Origin of the sequence: Lentzea aerocolonigenes (assembly GCF_000955955.1) — a bacterium.
Taxonomy (GTDB): Bacteria; Actinomycetota; Actinomycetes; order Mycobacteriales; family Pseudonocardiaceae; genus Lentzea; species Lentzea aerocolonigenes_A.
Map to the genome: position 1 here is coordinate 1 of NZ_JYJG01000436.1, position 19,444 is coordinate 19,444.

General features: G+C 67.3%; 10 protein-coding genes and 1 pseudogene. 5 read left to right on the forward strand and 6 right to left on the reverse strand.

From position 1 onward, the window contains the following. Nucleotides 1-439, reverse strand: a pseudogene (locus UK23_RS42495) (site-specific integrase); the annotation flags it as partial. A gap of 524 nt (nt 440-963) precedes the next feature. Here UK23_RS42495 and UK23_RS42500 point away from each other — a divergent pair. Together UK23_RS42500 and UK23_RS42505 are read left to right on the forward strand one after the other, a co-directional pair. Further along, nucleotides 964-2,298, forward strand: coding sequence for a ferric reductase-like transmembrane domain-containing protein (locus tag UK23_RS42500; protein ID WP_196778132.1), 1,335 nt, complete (start codon nt 964-966; stop codon nt 2,296-2,298). Between the two features lie 92 nt (nt 2,299-2,390). After that, on the forward strand, nt 2,391-2,711 hold the full coding sequence (locus UK23_RS42505; protein WP_052685531.1) for a CBS domain-containing protein: 321 nt from the start codon (nt 2,391-2,393) through the stop codon (nt 2,709-2,711). A 25-nt stretch (nt 2,712-2,736) separates the two neighbouring features. Here UK23_RS42505 and UK23_RS42510 read toward each other — a convergent pair whose 3' ends face one another. Genes UK23_RS42510 through UK23_RS42520 form a run of 3 tightly spaced genes read right to left on the reverse strand, consistent with a single transcriptional unit; the run spans nt 2,737 to nt 14,531 of the window. Next, entirely contained in the window at nt 2,737-12,039 is a 9,303-nt protein-coding gene (locus UK23_RS42510; protein ID WP_156213785.1) for a hypothetical protein, read from the reverse strand. Beyond that, on the reverse strand, nt 12,036-14,177 hold the full coding sequence (locus UK23_RS42515) for a hypothetical protein (protein ID WP_045317497.1): 2,142 nt from the start codon (nt 14,175-14,177) through the stop codon (nt 12,036-12,038). Before UK23_RS42515 ends, UK23_RS42510 begins: the two co-directional genes overlap by 4 nt. Before the next feature lie 12 nt (nt 14,178-14,189). Further along, on the reverse strand, nt 14,190-14,531 hold the full coding sequence (locus tag UK23_RS42520) for a trypco2 family protein (protein WP_045317498.1): 342 nt from the start codon (nt 14,529-14,531) through the stop codon (nt 14,190-14,192). A 457-nt stretch (nt 14,532-14,988) separates the two neighbouring features. Here UK23_RS42520 and UK23_RS49405 point away from each other — a divergent pair, with 457 nt between their 5' ends. From UK23_RS49405 to UK23_RS42540, 3 genes are all read left to right on the forward strand, one after another. Then, nucleotides 14,989-15,753 carry a hypothetical protein gene (locus UK23_RS49405; protein ID WP_156213786.1) on the forward strand — a complete coding sequence of 255 codons (765 nt, stop codon included), beginning with the start codon at nt 14,989-14,991 and terminating at the stop codon, nt 15,751-15,753. Beyond that, nucleotides 15,753-17,807, forward strand: coding sequence for a hypothetical protein (locus UK23_RS54330; protein WP_052685533.1), 2,055 nt, complete (start codon nt 15,753-15,755; stop codon nt 17,805-17,807). Before UK23_RS49405 ends, UK23_RS54330 begins: the two co-directional genes overlap by 1 nt. 119 nt (nt 17,808-17,926) lie before the next feature. Further along, the gene (locus tag UK23_RS42540) at nt 17,927-18,358 is read left to right on the forward strand and encodes a hypothetical protein (RefSeq protein WP_045317501.1); all 432 of its coding nucleotides are present in this window, start codon (nt 17,927-17,929) and stop codon (nt 18,356-18,358) included. 73 nt (nt 18,359-18,431) lie between these two features. On the opposite strand, the gene UK23_RS52290 is transcribed toward UK23_RS42540, so the two are convergent. Next, nucleotides 18,432-18,881, reverse strand: a complete 450-nt coding sequence (locus tag UK23_RS52290; RefSeq protein ID WP_156213787.1) for a hypothetical protein — start codon at nt 18,879-18,881, stop codon at nt 18,432-18,434. Continuing rightward, nucleotides 18,878-19,444 (reverse strand): site-specific integrase (locus UK23_RS50905; protein ID WP_156213788.1); only part of this gene is annotated, 567 nt, incomplete at its 5' end. The genes UK23_RS50905 and UK23_RS52290, both read right to left, overlap by 4 nt.

Sequence of the window (19,444 nt, forward strand, 5' to 3'; positions counted from 1 at the left end):
GCGATGTCTGTCGGCGTGGCTTCGGTATCTCGGCCGCTGGGTTGTGGTGTGGTGACAGGATTTCGTCGCGGATGGCGTGGACGTAGATGGTGCGTATTGCGGCGAGCAGGTGTTCGGCGGTGCTGTGGCCTCCGCGGTCGCTGCGGCGGACGATGCGGAGGTCGACGACCTGCCGCATCAGTGTTTGGATGTCGGTGGCGTCGACCTGGTCCAGCGGGCGGTCACCGAAGGCGGTGACGATGTAAGCCCAGTAGGTGCCGTAGGTGCGTTGCGCACCCGGACCTGCGGCAGCGGCGACCTTGGGCACGTACTCGGCGAAGGTCGGGATGTCGGTGGGCTCCCAGAGAAGATCGTCCGGGGTGAGGCCTAGTTGGGCGATGAGTAGCCGGGCGGCTCGGATGGTGGTGGGGTTGGTGCTCATGACGCGCCTCAAGGACATCTAGGGGGCTGCTCGTGAGAGTGCGTCTGCGAAGTTGGACGCCCGGCGGCCTTGCGTCACAGTGGAGCGCTGGCTGACCGATTCTGTCACGGCAGCAGGAGGTCGCATCATCGTCCGGCTTTGTCAGATGCGGGCCGACGGCGTCGGAACGTCAGGCTCGCGCGCCGCTTGTTGCCCGCTGATGGATGAGCTCGCTTGATGGTGACGCTTCGAGCGATCAGCGGCGTGTGAGTGTGTCAGGCCGCCCGCCGGTTCCGAACACCGCTGACACCCTGCGGTCGCCCAGCGCCTCCTCGCGGCAGCCCAGGCCATGCGGCAACTCGATCAGCGGACGTGCTGTGACCGGCTGGACCGGGTACCGGGCCAAAGTGTGGTACCTACAGGACTCGGCCGAGGCAGCCGACGCGGTGTGCACCAAGCCCGCCACCGCGTCGTTCCGCCACGAGTCCGGCTAGAGCCTGTCACCTGTCCTTCGACGAGTTCATACTGTTCCGGCTTCACCCAGCCGCGAGAGGTGATGTCTGGTGACGACGAACTCACGCATCCGTCGCAAGGGCCTGGCTCCGGTCGTCCAGGCGCGGTTGGCTCTGTGGACGTTCGTCATCGTCAACCTGGCGATCATCGAGTTCCTGTTCCTGACCGCGGGCAAGGGCAAGAACGAGGTCCTCACCGTCGCCAAGTTCTTCGGCCTGCACGCCGCGCTGATCATGATGTGCCAGCTGCTGCTGGTGGCACGGCTGCCGTGGCTGGACCGGCGCATCGGCATGGACCGCTTGACGGTGTGGCACCGGTGGAACGGTTTCCTTCTGTTGTGGACGGTGCTCACCCACGCCACGATCGTCGTGCTCGGGTACGCCACCCTCGACAACGTTTCGATAGCAAAGACGTTCGTGGCCCTGGCCGGCGTGCCCGCCTCGCTGCTGGGCATGCTCGCGGCCACCACCATCCTGGTCACCGGGGTCGTTTCGACGCGGTACGTCCGGCGGCGTCTGCAGTACGAGACCTGGCACGGCCTGCACCTGCTGCTGTACGTGGCGCTGGGCCTGGCGTTCGTGCACCAGCTGATCGAGACCACGACGTTCAAGTCCTCGCCGTCCGCGATGGCCTACTGGTGGGCGCTGTGGCTGTTCGCTTTCGGCTCGTTGGTCGTCGGGCGGATCGTGCGGCCACTCATCCTCAACGCCCGCCACCAGTTCCGGGTCGCGGCCGTGGTGCCGGAGTCACCCAACACGGTGTCGGTGTACGTGACTGGCCGCGGCCTCGACCGGCTGCCAGCCAAGGCCGGTCAGTTCTGCATCTGGCGGTTCCCCGGACACCGTCACTGGTGGCTGGCGAACCCGTTCTCGCTGTCCGCCGAGCCTGATGGACGCTCGCTGCGGCTCACCGCCAAGGCCGTCGGCAAGGGCAGCGCGGGCCTGCGCGACCTGCAGGTCGGCACGCGCGTGTTCGTCGAGGGCCCGTACGGCGCGTTCACCTCACTGCACCGCACCCGGCCGGGCGTGCTGCTGATCGCGGGCGGGGTCGGGGTCACCCCGATCCGGGCTCTGCTGCAGGAGCACACGCCCGGCGACTTCGTCGTCCTCTACCGGGTGCGCGACCAGCGCGAGGCCGTGCTGCTGAACGAGTTGCACCAACTCGTCCAGGCCCGCCGCGGTCGGCTGCACCTGCTCACCGGCCGGACCGGCCAGGGAGCCCGGCCATTCGAGCCGGGCGCCCTGCGTCAGTTGGTGCCCGACATCGTGGAACGGGACGTGTACGTGTGCGGTCCGTCCGCGATGACCGCGGCCGTGCTGAGCGGGCTGCGTCAGCTGAACGTGCCGCGCCTTCAGGTACACGCGGAGAAGTTCGGCTTGGCCTGACGGGTGGTGCCCTGTCGCGCTACCTCTGTGCGCATTCGCGACTGAAGACCGTGGCGCACAAGAATGTCAGACCCCCGGAGTAGCGGACCGACTTGGCCGAGGTCGCCAACCTGACGCTCAAACACCGCGTGCGTAGCGTCCCGGTCGTCCACGAGGGTCGCCTCGTGGGCATCGTGACCCGCCGGGACATGCTCCGTTCCAACAGTCGCGACGACTGGATCATCGAGGCGGAGATCCACCACCGCCTGGACGTGATCGACTCCTCGTACCGGTGGACCGCCGAGGTGTCCGGCGGCCAGGTGTTCATCGTGGACAGAATGAACGACGCGACCGACCGCCACGTCGCCGAGGTGCTCGCGCGCGCGGTCGCCGGCGTCACCGACGTCCGGTTCGCCGAGTACGCGGGGAGCTGACCGCGTCGAACGCCGCGCTGCCTGATCACGTCCGCACGACGCTGACCTTCGTGTACATGCGCAGGAACTGCGCCTCGACGCCGTCTGGCGGAGTAATCACCGGCATGAGTGTGATGGGCACGGCGTCGCTGACAACATGATCAGCCTGGAGGTGGAGTGTCCGCCGCTGGGAGTCCAGCAACCGGGCCTGCGAGGTTGCACTTTCCTGTGGCGCGACGAGAATGCGTCCCCAGAGCGCGAGTGGAGACATGATCTCGCTGTCTCGCACCAGTTCTGCGGCGGTGTCGAGGTCGCCCACCGCCGTCATCAGCGCTCGGGCGATCGGAGCGAGATCGCGCTCTGCGTCTCGAAGCGACGGCTTCACCAGCATCGCCTGGCTGAAGGAGCGGAGCTGGCGAACCTGACGCGGCGTGAGTTCCCTGCTGAGCGACAACGTCCGCAGCCGTGCCCATGCTCCGTTGAGCGCGTGGCGTTCGGGTCGCGCGATCCATGCCGTGACGAACTGTTCAGCTTGAACGCTTGCTGCGGCACGCCGACCAGTCTGGTGCAGGATGGCCACTGCGGCGGCGGCAGCCGAATCGTCCCCGTGAACGCCGAGGAAGTCCAGCACGACAACTGCGGCGAGGGCCACAGCCGCGTCCATTTCCTGGTCCGGCACCAGGTTGGCCACTGCGGGACCGTGCAGCGCCAACCACTGGGCCACAATCGCGGCCATGACGTCGACGCTCGGTTCTTCGGCTTGCTCGACGATCGTTCCAGCCGCTCGGATGATCGTCTCGGTGGGATCGTTTTCGCCGACGACAGCTGGAAGGCCCTCGCGGTACCACCGTTGGTAGTGTTTGAACTTCGTGACTGGGGGAGCGTGCACGGCGTCGCTTCCACCTCGGATCGCCTCGTGTGAGTTCAGCGTCCACTGTGGCAGGTTCAGGCGCACCAGCCGAGTGTTGACGTCGCGCACCGTGATCGATGTCCGGTTCTTGCCGACGAAAGCGCTGTCCACTTCTGTGAACCGGCTGTCACCTTCCGCCAGACCTGGCTCGGCGGACTCGTAGGACAGGAGCACCGGAGGCATTTCGAGCCGGGCGACATACCGCCACTCGCCGCTGGCGGCTACGACCGGATCGCCCTTTCCAACTACCACGCGCAGCGGCGCGCTCGGGTGGAGGGCTTTTGCCTGCTGGGCGACCGCCGGATGCGTGGTGATCGAGATCGCTCCGGAGTGGAGCTTTTTCGCCGCCAGATCGCCGATCCGGCGGAGGTTCGCCAGGAGGTCGTCTGCCGAGATGTCGCGGATCCACGATGCGTGGCCGACGGGAAGCCAGTGGTAGCGCCTGCTTCGGGAATCCATGCACACCAAGCCCGCGACGGCGCCGTTCTCGTCCAACACGACGTGTTCGGCGGTGACGATCGGGTTGGTGACGTCGTTGCCGTGCAGGCCGGCGTGTGGTGTTCCGGTTTCGTCCACCGACCACCACAACGTGTGGGTCCGGCGGTTGGCTACCAACGCCGCGCCAACTTGGTCGCACAGCGCGTGAGGGACACCCTGGACGAGGTCGTTGACCGCGACGGTGAAGACCGCGTCACCTGATCTGAGGAGCAACGCCCTCGTTCCGAACTGGGCGAGGATCTCTGTGCGCACCAACCGGTTGGAGGGCCACTGACCGGACCGTTGGTCCCGCCGGCACACGGTCACCACTCGGCGGTCCACCCCGACGATGATGATCGTCACCGGGAGCACGCCGCCGAGGTTGGTGAGCAGCGGGCGGCGGGTCTCAGGGTGGTCGAGCGACTGGCGCAACCACCGGTAGCCAGGCCAGTTCGACTCCGAATCGCCCGCGAGCCGCACCTCCACATCCGGCAGGCCGGCCAGCGCGAGATCACCGGTGGGACCGACGGTCAGGAGCCCGGCGTCGCCCGGCCGGATCCCTTCGTAAGAAACGGGTTCGATGTCGTTGCGGTGGTTGAGCCAAACGGCGTCGACATCGGTGTAGGCGGCGAGATCGTTCGTGGCGATCGGGTAGGACAGGTGTCGTCCGGCGCCGAGGCGGAGTGCGCCTCCACGGGTGTTGGTTCCGGCAACTGGGAGGAGCAGCCGAGAGCGCCGGTCCTGGGGGAGAGCGGCACGAAGACTCGTGGACCACGACGTGAGCACCAGGTGGTTCGGTCCCACCTCCCACAGCCCTCCGGACGAACGCTGGGACAGGCGCAGCGTCACCCGATCGCCTGCTGCGAACATCGACCAGTCGACGTTCGCGAGTGAGGCACCGTTCTCTTCGTTGATCAACGCGCCGCGGACCTCGACCACCCGTCCCGGGCCCAGTTCCAGCCACAGTCCGGAGTTGTCCGCGTTGGGCGCGGCGACGGTGAACTTCGCGGAACCGTCCGGCCAGAACGTCTGATCCTCGACCAGCGCACTTGCGGGCAGACCGTTGTGCGGCATGCTCTTGGGCGTGTAACGCAGGGTCCAGCCGTTGTCGATGCTGAAGAAGACCCCTTCGTCGCGTGCGGTTCCGGGACGGACCGGATAGGGGCCGACGCGGCGGCCGTTCGTGTTGTGCCCCGTCTTGCGGTCGTGGTGGATCCATTCGTGGCGCCTGCACGCCTGCGCGATGTCGCGCGCGGTCGAGTTGGCGAACGACATGCGCGCCCACGCCACCTTGACCAGCTCGGCGGCCTCGCCACCGCGCTCCGCGATCGGCTGCCACGGTCGCACACCCGCCGGTTCGTTGATATCGGTGCGCAGCACTCGGCCGTGCCGCAGGCTTTCGTTTGGTGCGGTTCGCAGCACGGGCTTCCCGGTGGAGTCGAGGTGCACCAGGCAGACCTTGGGGTGGGGCGTGGCGAGGATGGAGACGCCGGAACCGTCCACCGGGGACGCGGAGATGTCCGGTAGTCCGGAAACGGTGAACATCGAGCCCATCGCCTCGTCCCGCGCCGGCGCCACGCGAGCGAGCGCCGTCGCCTTCGGGAAAACGATCACGGGCCGGTCGTGGGCGGATAGGTAGGACTTGTCTGAGGGGAGCGCGGTGAGCAGGGTGACCTTGCGCTCGTCGTCGAGGGCGAGCCGCACCACGGCTCCCGAGCCGACGCCCTCAGCGCCCAGCACCTGCGATGCGTTGAACAGCACGCCCGGAGCGATCTCCAGCCTTTGGTCGCCCATGACCGCGTAACAGGTGCCGTTGCGGCTCGCGAGATAGCTGACCAGCGTCTCCGGCTTTCTGGTCGGTGCGTGGCGCACAGAGCCGAACCGCGTGTCCCGCTTGACGTATAGCAGCTTCACCAGCAGGACGATCTTCATCGTCTCCGGGTCGAGACCGCCCGCGACGAGACGGGACAACGTGCTCTCCCGATAGGAGAATTCCCTGCGGTTCACCCGCACCGCCAGATCGTGGGCGTTGTCTGCTCCGTGCAGGCCGAAGATGACCGTCAGTTCGTTGTCCGTCTGCTCGATGCGCTGGGCGGTGAGGAAGACGAAGTCCCCGTCGCGGAGGTCGGTCGCGGTCTCGCGCACGGTGTGGAACGTCCGGATCCGGCCGCCCGTGGAAAGTGCCTCGACGGTGTCCAGCCTGGCCAGCACCCGCTGCTGAACGAGTCCGGTCCTGCCCTCCGCGCGAAGGCGGTCGAGCAGGGCGTCCCGGCTGACGTCATCCAGCGACGCGGCGAACGGCACCCACTGGGTCGCCTCGAACGGGTCACGCGTGTCGCCGAGCGAGCGGCCGGCCTGAGCGCGCAGGACGTGAACAGTTCCGACGTCCAGGCTGACCCTGAGGTCGATCAGGTGCAGGTGCTGCTTGGTGGCCTCGTCCACCACCCGCCGGGTGTAGTGGTGGGTGATGTCGAACTGGTCGACTACGAGAACAGGGTCACCGTGGTCCTCGGACAAAACGTACGACACCGCATCCACCCGGTCACCGTGGAACAGCGCGGGGAGTGGACTGTCTTCCGCGGCCGGTACCCGGAGCCGCTCCGGTGGGACCGCCACGGTCCACCCGTATCCCCATTCGAAGAGGTGGTGCTGCCTCTCCTCGGTCGGCGGGCCGATGTAGTGAAGTGGCTCCGCCAGCACGATCCGCGTGCCGTTGGCGACGATCGAATACCGCCGCGCGAAGTCGTCCAAAGTGAGCGGTTCGGCTTTAACATAGGAGGCCAGGAAGCCGCGGCTAGTCGGCACCAGGCGCGCCCGTGCGGCGTTCCTGATGTACTGCGCACCGCCGACAGCCGGCTCCTGATCCGGTTCGAGCGGGAGGCGGGAGGTGTGCACCCCGTCGGGACCGGGTGGGCGTAGTCCACCACCGACCTCGAACGCGGTTCCGTCCTGGGCCACCGAGCCGAGCACGTGCTCCTTGCCGGACTTCACGAACCGCTGCCACAGGTCACCGCCGGGATCTGGGCTCGTCCTCCGCGTCTCACCGCGCAGGCGCAGCGCGAAGTACCTGCGCACCTCGACCTGTGGGAGCCCGTTCACCGTCGACGCAGAGGAACGGGTGACCCGAAGCTCCGCGCCTCCTACCGACAGGCCGCCGAGCATGCCCTGCGTCCTCGTGGCGCCGAGCAACGTGCGGTCGCTGCCGCGAGACGAGACCGAGACGGTGCGGACCGCGCCTGAGGCTCTTTGATTGACCACTTGCACACCGGCGCCCTCGATCTTGAGCAGACGAACGACGTCGTCCGGCGAGACCTGTGCGTCCTGTCGCAAGATCACCGGCTTGCCCACGATCTGCCGGTAGTCGTGATTGTGGTCCGAACCGATGTACTCCGCGTCCTCGCCGGGATCCGGCTCGCCGTCCCGCAGCTGGAACAGGGCGCGGACGGTGATCCGGCGATAGACGTACTCGAACGTCCACTCGCCGCCTTCGAGCGTGCCTGAGAACAGCTGGCCGATCAGCTTCGGGTCGGTGTCGCCGAACCACTCTGGCTCCAGTTCCACGTAGTGCACCGCGTCGCCGAAGCGGCACCACGTGCCGTACCTCTTGCCGTCAGCGAGCCGCCTGACGATCACGCCCTGGACGGCCGCGGACGCGGCAACGTCGTCGAGCACGACCGCCGGGTCCGTGTTCGCGGTGTGCACCTTGCTCACCAGGGCCGCTGTGGACAACGCCGCACCGCGGACGATGGTTACGGCGCGGGGGTGGTCGGCCCGGGGTTCGTTCACCACCTCGGCCAACCGTCCGTGCACCAGGTCCTTCGCCAGGTTCGTTCCGTGCTGGTCGAGCAGGGAGAGCGACTCAGCTTCCACGCTCACCACGAGCGATGTCGACGTGGCGACGCGGGGATGTGTGCTGATCTTCTTCGACACCATGTGGCTGAGCGTCAGGATGTCGCCTCGTCGTACGTTGTGGAGTTCGTCGAAGCGTTGCGGCGTCGGTGATTCCGACTCACGCACTCCTTGTGACTGGACGAACGAGACCGGCACTGTTCCCCGCCGGGCCTGATAGTCGGTCCACGGTTGCGTCAGGACGTGAACCCGGCTGCCAGCGCGTTCCGCACCCAATGCGCGCACGGTCAGCGGGAAACCGGGCGGCGGCTGAATCTCCACCACGCGTTCTTCGCCTTGCCGGACGACCACGGTCAGGTCGTCGTCCTGGTCGTCGAACAGCCGCAGCCATTGGACGTTCCGGTCGTCGTGGTCGGGCTCCCCGTCGGCGCCCAGCCGCACCGTCAGCAGCAGTCGTTCGGTGTCGGCGAGCGCAGCCGTCAGCACCAACCCGTGCCGTTCCGGCCGCAGCAGGCCGTCGAGCGCCTCGGGGTCGGTCCACACCTCGGGCGGCAGGTGGTAGAGCAATCCTGGTGAGCTGACGAAGTGCCACTCGCCGTCGTCGATCGAGGTGAACGTGAGCGCAACGGAGTCAGCGGCGGCGAGTTCGTCGACGATCAGCTCGCTCAGCCCTCTGACCACCGGAAGCCAGTGCCGCAGTGCGCTGTCCCAGCGCACGAGCCGACGTCGTGGTCCGTCCGGTGCGATGCCCGAGAACGTCCGGGCGAGATCGGGATCCCAATGACGGTGCACGATCTCGGCGGCAGCGGATTCGTCGGACGGATAGGTGTAGCCCTTGGCGCCGTCGACCTCGACCCGCAGCCATGGCGCGGTGGCGTGCACGATGGCCGCCCTGACCTCGTCGTGGCCCGGTGCCGCTCGATCGAGCCGGCTGACCTCGACGACGGCCGGCGGGGTGCCGCGGACCTGGGCCGCGATGATGTCCCCGACCACCAGTGGCGCCGCTGTCGGTGCCGGTACGTGGCGCAGCAGGTCGCCGGTGCCGCAGTTGAGCCAGACGACCTGGCTGGAGTTCTCCAAGTCTGGAGGTTGGACGGCCGCGACGACTCCGATGACCGTCGCACTCTGGATGTTCCGCCTCGCCCCAGCCGGCCGCGCCTGCTCGTCGAAGAGGTCCCGCAGATGCGCTGAGCCTGACATCCGGGAGGACACGTCGAGGAGGGATCGGACCTCGCAGGCGTGAAAGCGGTCTGCGACGGACACCATGAGCCGCAGTTGCTCGGACCTGTTCCGGCGTTCGGTCAGGTCCCGGTCGTGCAGCCGCAACGGGACGCGCGTGGTTCTGAGCTCGCTCGCCAAGCTGATCTGCTCCCAGAGAGCGCTGATCCGCTCGGATGGCGACAGCGACTCGGCGGCGACGGTCGCTTCACCCCGGCGCCGCACCAGACCGGAGATGAACTGGTTTACCTGCTGGTCGAGGTTCTTCTGCGTCCATTCGCTCATGCGCATCTGCGAGGCTCCACGCAGACCGCGCAGCTCACTCGAGTAGCGGCGCCGGCGATAGATCGTCTCGACGGCGCGCAGCTGCAGCAGCAGTGCGCTCTCGCCGCTCAGCGGAAGGTTGAAGAGCAAACGTTGCAGCAGCTGGGTCGCGTGCTTGAGATTGTTGGTGCTGAACTCCAGGATGCCGTCGATCGTCGCGGAGTGGATGCTCGCGAGCTGGCGCAGGTGCGCCGGGGAGGGCGAGCCGGCCTCCGGCAGTCGCGCCCTGATCAGCCCGATCATCAGGCTACGCACGTTCAGCGGCAGCTGTTCCGTGTGGTCGACCGCGTGCACGCGGTCGAGCCAGTCCTCGACCCACTCCACGTACACCGGATCGGTTGCGGCGAGATCCGGTTCGGAGAGCAGCGCGGAGAGCCGCATCACCCGCATGGTCATCGGCGCGGACTGAACGCTCGACCAGCTGTCGACCTCGTCGGAGTGCTCCCGCCACACGGCCAGCGGGTGCGCGGGGGACAGCAGCAGTCGCTCGGGACGGGCCGCGTTGCTCGTGATCGCGGAGCGGTCGCCGCCCGCCTGGCGCAGCGCGCTCTCGTAGGACTTGTTGTACCGGGCCCGGCTCGCGTACCAGTCGAGGTCGAGCTGGGGCCACGTGTCGCGGATCGGGTCCGGCCAGTCCTGTGGGTAGATCTCACGCAGCAGTTGAGCGGGCGTGAGGAGGTCCGGTGGCCGAAGACCGCGGTCGAGAGAGGTGCCGTAATTGGGTTTCCGGCGAGGGTCGGCGTTCGCGCGGAAGTGTTCCCTCTCGATCTGCTGCCTGCGCCGGTTCTCGCGCCGCTTCATTTCGCGTTGGTGCGTGTCCACCTCGCACAGACGGTCGATCGCGGCGAACAACACCTGGCGAGCCGGCGGGAGATCTCCGGTGAACCACTGGCTTGGTGAGGTCGTGTCACTCGACTTGATCCAGGCCCGCGAGATCCACATGCTGCTGACCGCGGGCAGGGCCTGCCGGTTCGAACGGGCCCGCTGCTCGTGCAGGCCGAGGTCGTGTGCGTTGTCGTCCTCGAGCATCCGCAGGGCGAAGTCCGCGAACGTCGCCGACCGCGGCCTAGGCGTGAGGCCCGCGCCGGTGGCGTGGAGCAGCTGGTAGTTGTGCCAGGTCAACGTCGCCATGGCCGGACTCGTCCCGTCCGCGTCCACGTAGTCGCCGCGCTCCAGCGCCTCTAGCATCGCCGCGTCGTCCCGCAGCACGTCGATCGCGTGGAACAGCAGGCTGATCAGGTGGTCGTTCCGAGTCGTACCGTCGGCGGCGGGGATGTTCTCCAGCAGCCTGACCGAGAGCGGAGCGAGCAGGAACAACCGCACGAGGTGTTCCGTCGTCCTCGGCAGAAATGCCGGTCCGTGGAGGCGGCGGTGGTCCCAGCCGTCGTGCTTGCGGTGCAGCCACGGCGAGAACACGGTCGAACCATCCGCGAAGGTGGTCGAGGTGATAGGCCCGTCGTCGAACGACGCCTCCAAACGAGGGTGCAACCGGGTGAACGCACGCACGTGATCAACGGCGGCCTCGCCCGAGCCCGCCGTGTGAATCGTGATCACCGAGCCGCTTGCGGGCGGCTCGGGCGTCTGCCACCAGCGGGTGAGCCTGTGCGCGGTCTCGACCGGATCGACCTCGGCGGCCATCTCCCACATCGTCGCGTTCCACAGCACGGCCGAGAGAACGGCGGGAGTCGTTGACACACGGCCGCTGACCAGCGCGTAGGCCTCTTCCAGGGCAAGGTCTGATCGTCCGTGCGATCGCCAGAGGCCGATGTCCTCGCCGGTGATCGCCTCGTGCTCCAGTTCGTCGACGGTCGGGCCGTCGTCGCCGGGGTGCCCGAACCACGAGCGGGCCAGCGCGGCGAGCAGGTCGGGCTGCAACTCGGTCGCACCGTCCCCGGCGCGCCAGAGGTCCTGCCACACGACTTCTCGTGCCTGTCGGTCGGCGCGGCAGGCACCGTCCGCCGCGGCGAGCAGCGCAAGCCTGCCGAAGTCGCCGCGCAGCGCCGCGGTGGCCAGCGGGATCGCCGTGTCACCGAGCCAGTGCGTGCCGCCTGTCCGAGGCTGCCGGCGCGTGAGCTCCGCCAACGCCACCAACGTGAGCGTGGGCATGATGAACTCGCCGAGCTCGTGGTAGGGGATCGTTCTGACCTGTGCCCGATGTCGGCGTGCGTCGTCCGCGAGCCGCGCGGCGATCTCGTCCAGCAGCACGGCTCTGGTGCCCTGTGCGTCGCGGGCGACCTGTGACAGCGCCGTGCCGAGCCGCGGCGCGAGCGGGTGGTCGGTGAGCGACAGGATCGAGCTGGCGACGTTGTCGGTCAGCCCGAGCACCTCCTGGTCGGGCTGCTGGGGATGACCTTCGGCCTGCGAGTCGTTCTTGATCGCTGCGAGGAGAGGCCCGAGCGCATAGGCCTGGAGCCGTGGTCCAGCGGTCGTCAGCGCGAGGGCCGCGTGTCGCAGTTCGATCGTGGTGATCTCACGCCTGCGCAGCGTCGTCATCGTGTCGAGGAACGCGTCGGTGTCCCGAGGGGACAGTCGCATCGTGGTGGTGAAGAACCAGTCCGCAGCCAGCGTCATGTCGTCGCCTCCCATGGCGGCACGGGCGGACGCATCGATGTCCGCAGTTGCAGGAGGACCTCCGCCAGCTCGAAGTCCGGCAGGTCGGGATCGTCGGTGAAGCCCGCGATGCGGCGCGCGTCGACGCCGAGACCCGCGAGCCAGGTCACCGTCGAGGAGCTCAGCGGGGTGCGGCCGAGGAACGCCCACCAGGCGGCAGAACCCGCGGACAGCGACTGAGGTATCACCAGACCCGCCCGCTGCGCGGAGATACCGGCAGATGCGTTCTGAGCGGACAGGAAGGCGGCGAGGTCGCCCTCTTCGGACTCGTCGAGCCACGTTGCCAACCTGCCCGCGGGTGTACGGCGGTTGGCAGCGTGTTCGGTCCACGGCTTCCGTGTTCGTGCGTCGATCCCCGCCCGGATCATGCCCAGCAGCACCGAGTCGACGAGCTTCGTCTCGCGCAGCACGGCAGGTATGCGTGCGGGGGCTTCTGGTGCGGGTGCGACCGAGAGCCACATGTCCACGGTCTGATCGAGCGTCATCGCGGCGTGCAACGACGCAGCGTTCGCCGGCGCCACGCGGGCTGCCGCGTGGCGCCGGACCAGCGCAGGGAAGAACTGGGGCTGGTAGTCCCGCACCAGTAGCAGTGACGCGGACTCCTGGAGCGGTCCGCCCCACACCTGTGCCGCGTTGAGCTCAGCGACAACGGCGTCGGCGACCTCGACCGGGTCGGCAGTCGTCGGTAGCGGCTCCACGGTGGACTGTTTCGGGAGAGCGGGCAGGCCTCGGCGCCACATCGCCTGCCACGCCCCGGTCATGAGCCGGTGTGCGACCTGATCGCCGTTCGCCAGCGGTGGGGCGTCGGTACCGGTCGCGGCGTCGGCGCCGTCGAACCACAGCCGTGTGAACACGTCGACGAGTTCGGCTCCCTGCCCCGAACCCAGCTCACGGGCGAGCCCGCAGGCGGTGGCGACCGCGTCGACCGGGAGAGCCGCCGTCACGACGAAGACCAGAGCAGCTTGCGGCGCCAACAGCCGCACCCGGTTCCGGCACTCGCGCGCGGACAGTGCGGCAGACCCATCGGCAGGCCAGTCGAGCACGAGGCCGAATCCGATCCCGCTCTCGGCCGAGCCGTGCCCGCGCAGCCGGAGCAGGTGGTGTTCCCTGTCCGGCAACGTGATCCGCGCGTCGGCACGGTGCCACCGCCGCGGGGCGACGTCCGAACTGTTGAGGCTGATCACGTCGTCCTCGAGGCGGTTGAGAGCCGAGCTGAAGTCGATCCCCGGCGCCGCGGCGACCACGTTGGTGCTCGGTCCGCGCTGCAGGCAGACCCAGGCGCCGAGGTCGGCCATGTCGAGGCTGTCCACCGGCAGCGGCCTGCCGTCGGGCCGCCACTCGGCGGGCACGCGGTGCAGGAGCAGGCCGTGCGGACCGGACAGGTCGATGTCGGGTTCGGCGGTGTCGGGAGCTACCGGGGCCGTGTACTCGATGGCCAGGTTCTTTTCGGCCGCTCGGACGAGCGCCGAGAACATGAAGTCCGTGAGCAGTCCACTCACTCGCACGGCGCCCAAGGCCGAGCCGGGATAGGTGTCTCTCTCCCCGCGGACGACCCCGAGCAGTTTGGCGCCGTCACCGCTGAGCAATGGGCCACCTGACAGCCCGCCCCACGCGGACACCTTCTTGCCGTCCTTGTCAGGACGTGCCTTTGGCGGCATGGTGGGCAGGTCGAGGCGGTAGCTTCCGAGCTTGCGGAAGGTGATCGAGGACACGAGCCAGGTCTCGTGCGCCAGGGAACGCTCCCCGTTGTTCCGGTCCGCCCAGGCGTAGCCGAGCGTCATGCATCGTGCCTTGCCGACGCCGCGCAACTCAGCCCAGACGACATCGTCGTCAAGGGCGGACCACGGGCTGTCCTCCACGTCCACGAGTGCGGTGTCGTCGTAAATACCCTTGCCGCACCACACAACCAACCCGGTGTATTCGCCCCCGAGCTCAGGCCACACCGTGCAGGTGGACTCGAGACCGCCGACAACGTGCTTCGCGGTGAGCAACAAGCTGGGTGTGACCGCGTAACCCGACCCGAACCGGAGTCCGTGGATCAAGGCGATCCGGCGTTCTGGCAGTTCGAGCGAAGACTGGTCGTTCGCGGGGCTCCCCATGCCAGGTCACCCCTACTCCTCGTAGTCCCCGATGAGCGTCTCCGCGCCCTGGGGAAGCGACGTGTCGTGAGGCTTCAGGAGGACCTTCAACCGGTGCTTCGCCGCACCCTCGTGCTCGCGGGCTGCGCCGACCGACATGACCTTCCACAGGCTGACCTTGCCGTTGGCCTTGCGGGTCAGTTTCGCGGTGATCTCCAGCTCGAGCTCGATGGACTCGGCGGTGAACCGGATGCGCTCGTTCTTTCCCGCCTCGATGGATTCGGCGAGTTCGGACCGCAACAGCTCGATGGCTGTGGACAGCGCAATGCCGTCGTGGTCGATGAGGACCTGTCCGTCGTGTTCTGCACCTGTCAAGGCAGGCTCCCTACTCGCTGTTCGACCTCTGCTGTTGAGGTATTTCAGCGAGTGGATACGCAGCGTTACATCAATCCATGATGAGGTTGTGGTATCACTCGAACGTCGTACTGCTGGATGGTGTCCAGCGTCGCTGGAATCGTTGTGACTCATGTTGTTTGGACGATGCGGATATTCCATGTCATCGTGCAGACTTGTGGACTGATCAGGTGAATGGGGCTGGTCCCGGTAACAGTTGGTCGGATCTGTTCGATTGTTCAGGACGGAATTCGTGGTGGGCAGTTGCGCCGATGCGACGACCATATGTCGCGATGTCTGTCGATTGGCCCGCTGACGTGTGACGGGGCACCAAAAGATCTACCAGCAGCTATTTGCGGCGCTGTAACGCTTCTGTGGGCTCGCACGAGGTTTGTACCACCGTCCACGTCGAATGAGCCGGCTCCACCAGGAGGCGCCAGTGCCACTGTTCCGCCGCGACCAGCCCCAGGCGGCGAGTCCCCCTCCGCCCCCACAACTCCCGGACAACACCGATTCCCCATTCCTGAACGTGCTTTCTCGTGAGCTGAACGCCGTTCTCCCCAAGGAGAAGATCGTCGAGATCCGCTCCCAGCTGACCGCGACCCGGGAAGCGGCGCCCGAACAGGACCGCCTCCGCGCCTTCCTCGCGCTGGACTGGCTCACCCACGCTTGGCTGGGGAGATGGTGTGCAGTGTTGGCGCGTGACGAGCAGTTCGCCGCCGCCCTCCCCTCACTTCCGCCGATCCGCGACTTGCATACTGCGGGACAGACGGGCGATCTCGTCCACATACTGCGCCACAACGAGATCACGGCGGCGGACCATCTCGCGCAGAATTACCGCGACGACAACTTCTACGACATGGCCACCGTCTCTGCGGCGCGCCAAGCGTCGTCGAGCGCTCCGGCCAAGGCGGCGGGCAGTGCTTTCGCCGACGCGGCGGCGTCGACGCTCCTCGACGAGTGCCTGGCAGCTCGCGCCGACCGCGCGTTGAGCGCTGTCCGGACGCTCTCGTTCATGTATTGCCTCGACGAGGTGTGGAAGCACATGACGACCTGGGCCGCAGGGCCTGGGAGTTTCGACGTCAAGAAGCTGAACATCAACAATCTCGCACCCGCGGCGGCGTGGTACGCACTACAGCCGGTGACCGGACAACTCTTGGACGACGCTGCCCGGCTCTACCTCGACCTGCATCGGATGCGCTGATGGAACTCACCGACAACCCCGATGGTCTCGCCGCGGTCGTCACCGCGCGGAACCTGGCGCTCCACCGGAAGCTGGGAGCTGAGCGTCACAGACTCAGGCAGCTGAGTGAGGCCGATGCGCACGTTCGCGACGAGCTGGGCAGCGGTGTGCTGTCGTCGGAGACCGCAGCGGCGCTGCGGTTGGCCCAGCTGCCGACGTCCAGGCTGAGTTCTTCCCTGCAACGGGAGATCCAGGCTGGCCGGTGGAGCCTCGACGACACCCGCAGGACCACGTCGCCCTCGCCGGAGCTGAGTGCTGCCTTCAGCGAGACCTCGGCGATGTGGCAGCAAGCCCTGGCCACGGCGACCGCGGCTCTCGACAGCTCGGCGTCGGAGACCGCACTCCTCCTGGACGAGCACGAGCACGACTTCACCCGCATGACCGGAGGTGAGCAGCAGGTCATGTCCTCGTTCGCGTTGCCGCACAAGACGTATGTCGGTGCCGCGCGGACCGGGAAGTCCACTGCGGTGCCGAGGTGGCTGGGCCTGTTGGAGGTTCTGCCGGAGAAGCCGTGGGGTCGCCTTCCGTGGACGGACTTGTCCGACCGCAACCTCGTCTTCCTGCCCGACGAGCAGAACCTCTACTACTGGGACGCGGTTTCCGCGGTTCAGAGCATCGTCGCCGACCAGATGTCGCGCTCTGCCCCCAATGGCCTCAAGATCACGTGGGTCGACGGCATGCACCAAGGACAGAGTGCGGGAGTGTTCCTGCGGCTGGCAGAGAACGGCCCGCGTGTGTTGGACGGTCAGGTGTGGACGGAGCCGTCGAGCATCGAGGCGGCGCTGCGACGGGTGGCGAACCGGGTGGGCCAGATCCAGCAGTCCTGCCTGAAGGACGAACTTCCCGATCTCGACAGCTACAACGATCGGCCCGGAGTGCCGGTCGAGGCGCATCACGTCGTGGTCGTCACCGGCTACCCGCACGGGTTCCAGCAAGCGTCGGCGACCCTCCTCCAGCAGATCTCCGAGCAGAGCTACCGCACCGGTGTCTCCGTTCTGGTGGTCATGCACCCGATGATGGCCTCGATCGCCCCGACGGCCGGCTCCGCGGTGTCTTACTACGCCACGATGGAAGATGGTGCCATCCCGAAGTCGGCGCCCGAGTGGTGCACGTTCAGCGTCCTGCCCAGAGGCGAACCCGTAGTGGGCCGGGCAGGGCAGCCGCACGCTCGTGTCTTTCCCCACGAGGAGAATGTCGCGGTCTGGATGCCCTACTCGCCGAGGAACCTCGAGAAAGCCGACCAGGAGGCGATCCTCCTCGGCTATGTGCGCGCGTCGGCCCAGCTGGTCGCGACCGGGCTCAGCCCGCGCGAGCTCGCGGTGCGCAACCTCGACCCGGAGGAGCGGACCACCGCACTGCGCAAGGCAATGCTCATGTGGCTGCACGAGCAGAGCGGGCGGGCAGACGGTCCGCGCTGGGAGGAGTTCCTGACCTCGGACGCGGTGCACGTCACCGGGACGACGTTCACCGCCGACGAGATCGGCAGGCAGGCGAAGTACTTCCACGAGCAAGGACTCGTGTTCGGCGCGCCAGGGTCGGAATCTCCGATGCCGGTGCTCACTCCAACGGGCGAGGACCTGTCAATGCGCAAGGATGTCAACGCTGCCGACTTCGCGGCTCTCTCGGGGACGAGACCGGGCGACACCTACAACACGATCTTCCGTGACTCGGTGACCGTGTCGCAGGTGACAGTCGGCAGGGACAACACCGTCACCCAGCACCAGCACGCCGCGGCGGGGTTCGAGGAACTGGCCACGGCCATGCGCCACGTCTCTGAGTTGCTGCCCCGGATCGGGCTGTCCGCTCCAGACGCGGAGGACGCCGCCGAGCACGTGTCGGACGTCATCGCCGAAACCACCGCCGCCGAACCGGACCCAGGCCGGATCCGTCGCGCGCTGAGAGGACTGAGGACGTTTCTGCAGCCCGTTGCCGACCAGGCGGTGAGCGGAGTGGGCGAGGGTGCGCACGAACTGGCGAAGGAAGCGCTCGGCCACCTGCAGCAGTTCGTTTCCTGAGCGTGCGAGCGGGCGGTGCCCCTAAGCAGCATTCGAATGGATCGCTGTGGTGAGCTATTGACCCGTCGCTGGCTGTGGAACACGATCGGCCGATCTTTCCCTGTGACGAGGAGCGACGTGTGAGTCTCGCGAAGCTCAACAACGATCAGCTTCACGCCTACGCGGCCTACTGTGCTGCGGCAGAGGCGGTGCTGAGGACCCGTCTGTCGGTCCGTGTGGTGGACGAAGGTCGTCGCTATCGCCTGAACGTCTACGGGAAGCTCGTCCAGGTGTTCAGCAAGCGGTCCACGGAGTGGCAGCTGACTGGTGCACCCAGTCCGCTGGTGTCGAACACTGTCGCCGTCGTCTTTGTCGATTTCGCAGGGAAGGAACCCGAGTTCTACGTCGTGCCCGCGCGAACGCTGAAGGAAGACGTCGACCGCCGGTATCAAGCGGATTTGGTCCGCAAGGGCGAACGTGCACCCATAATGGGTAGTCACCACTACCTCGTGAAACCAGAGCATTTAGAGCAATGGCAGGGCAAGTGGAGTGTGCTCGGCGGCAAGGGCTGAGATCGCACGCTCGACGTTCGGCACCAAAATCTGTACGTAAGGAGTTTCAACTTAGCGACCATGCGGCCGAGTGTCACAGGTCTCGCTGTGTTGAGTAGTAGGCGGTCAGGATCGATGTGACTACGGTGATCGGATGTAGGCGCAGGATCGCTGAGCGCGGTGCTGCGACGAGCAGGAGCCGATCGCTGGCCTGGAGGCCGAATTGGGTTCGGGCGCCTGAGGGAATGAACAATTGCCGTCGGCAGTCAATGGTAGACGCCGACTGTCCGCTGGTTGCCCGCCGGATGATGATGGCATCGGCGCTTGTCGAGACGTGGGTGTGGTCGCCAACAGTCCAGTTCAAGGAGGTGATGACGTCCAGTGCGGGGATGCGGCCGGAGTGATCGACCTTCGCGATGGTCATCGCCAACGGCGAGATGGGACCGGCTACAGGGATCTGCTGCAGCGGGAGCAGATCGGTTGGCGATTCCAGCTGTGCTGGCGGGGGAGGTGGTACGAACAGCGGGACGGCGGCTTCGGTCATTGCACCCACCTCGTGGAAGCAGGAAGCGCAAGGTTGCTCTCCGACTGTTGGTGGGGTGCGAGGGGGTGTGGTTCGCTGACTAGCGAGGATAGCGCAGCGGCGACTTCGGGTAGTTGCGCTCGGGTGTAGATGCCCGTGGCGTCGTTGTGGTGGTCGGTGTGGCCGGCGTAGGCGTGGGCTACGGCGTGTCCGAAGTGGCGTTCGACCCAGGTGAGTGTGGTGTGTCGGAGCGAGTGGGTGGAGATGCCTTGGGCTGCTGCCCAGGGGAGTTGGTTGCCGGTGCGCCGCCAGAGCCCGTCGTAGCGTCGGCTGGTGATGGGTGTTCCGTCGCGGTAGCGGAGTAGTGGTTCGGGTGACGGTCGGCGGGTGCCGCGTTCGTCGCGATGTCTGAGTAGGGCTCGGATGAGGGTGGGGCTGGCTGGTTGCCAGCGGATGGCGTCGTTCTTCTCTCTCAGTCGGAGCAGGCACCAGCGGGTGTCGATGTCGTTCTCGTGGAGCGCGAGTGCGCCGCCGCGGCGGCAGGCGGTTTCGGTGTGCAGCCGCAGGATGAGTGTGTCGAGTGG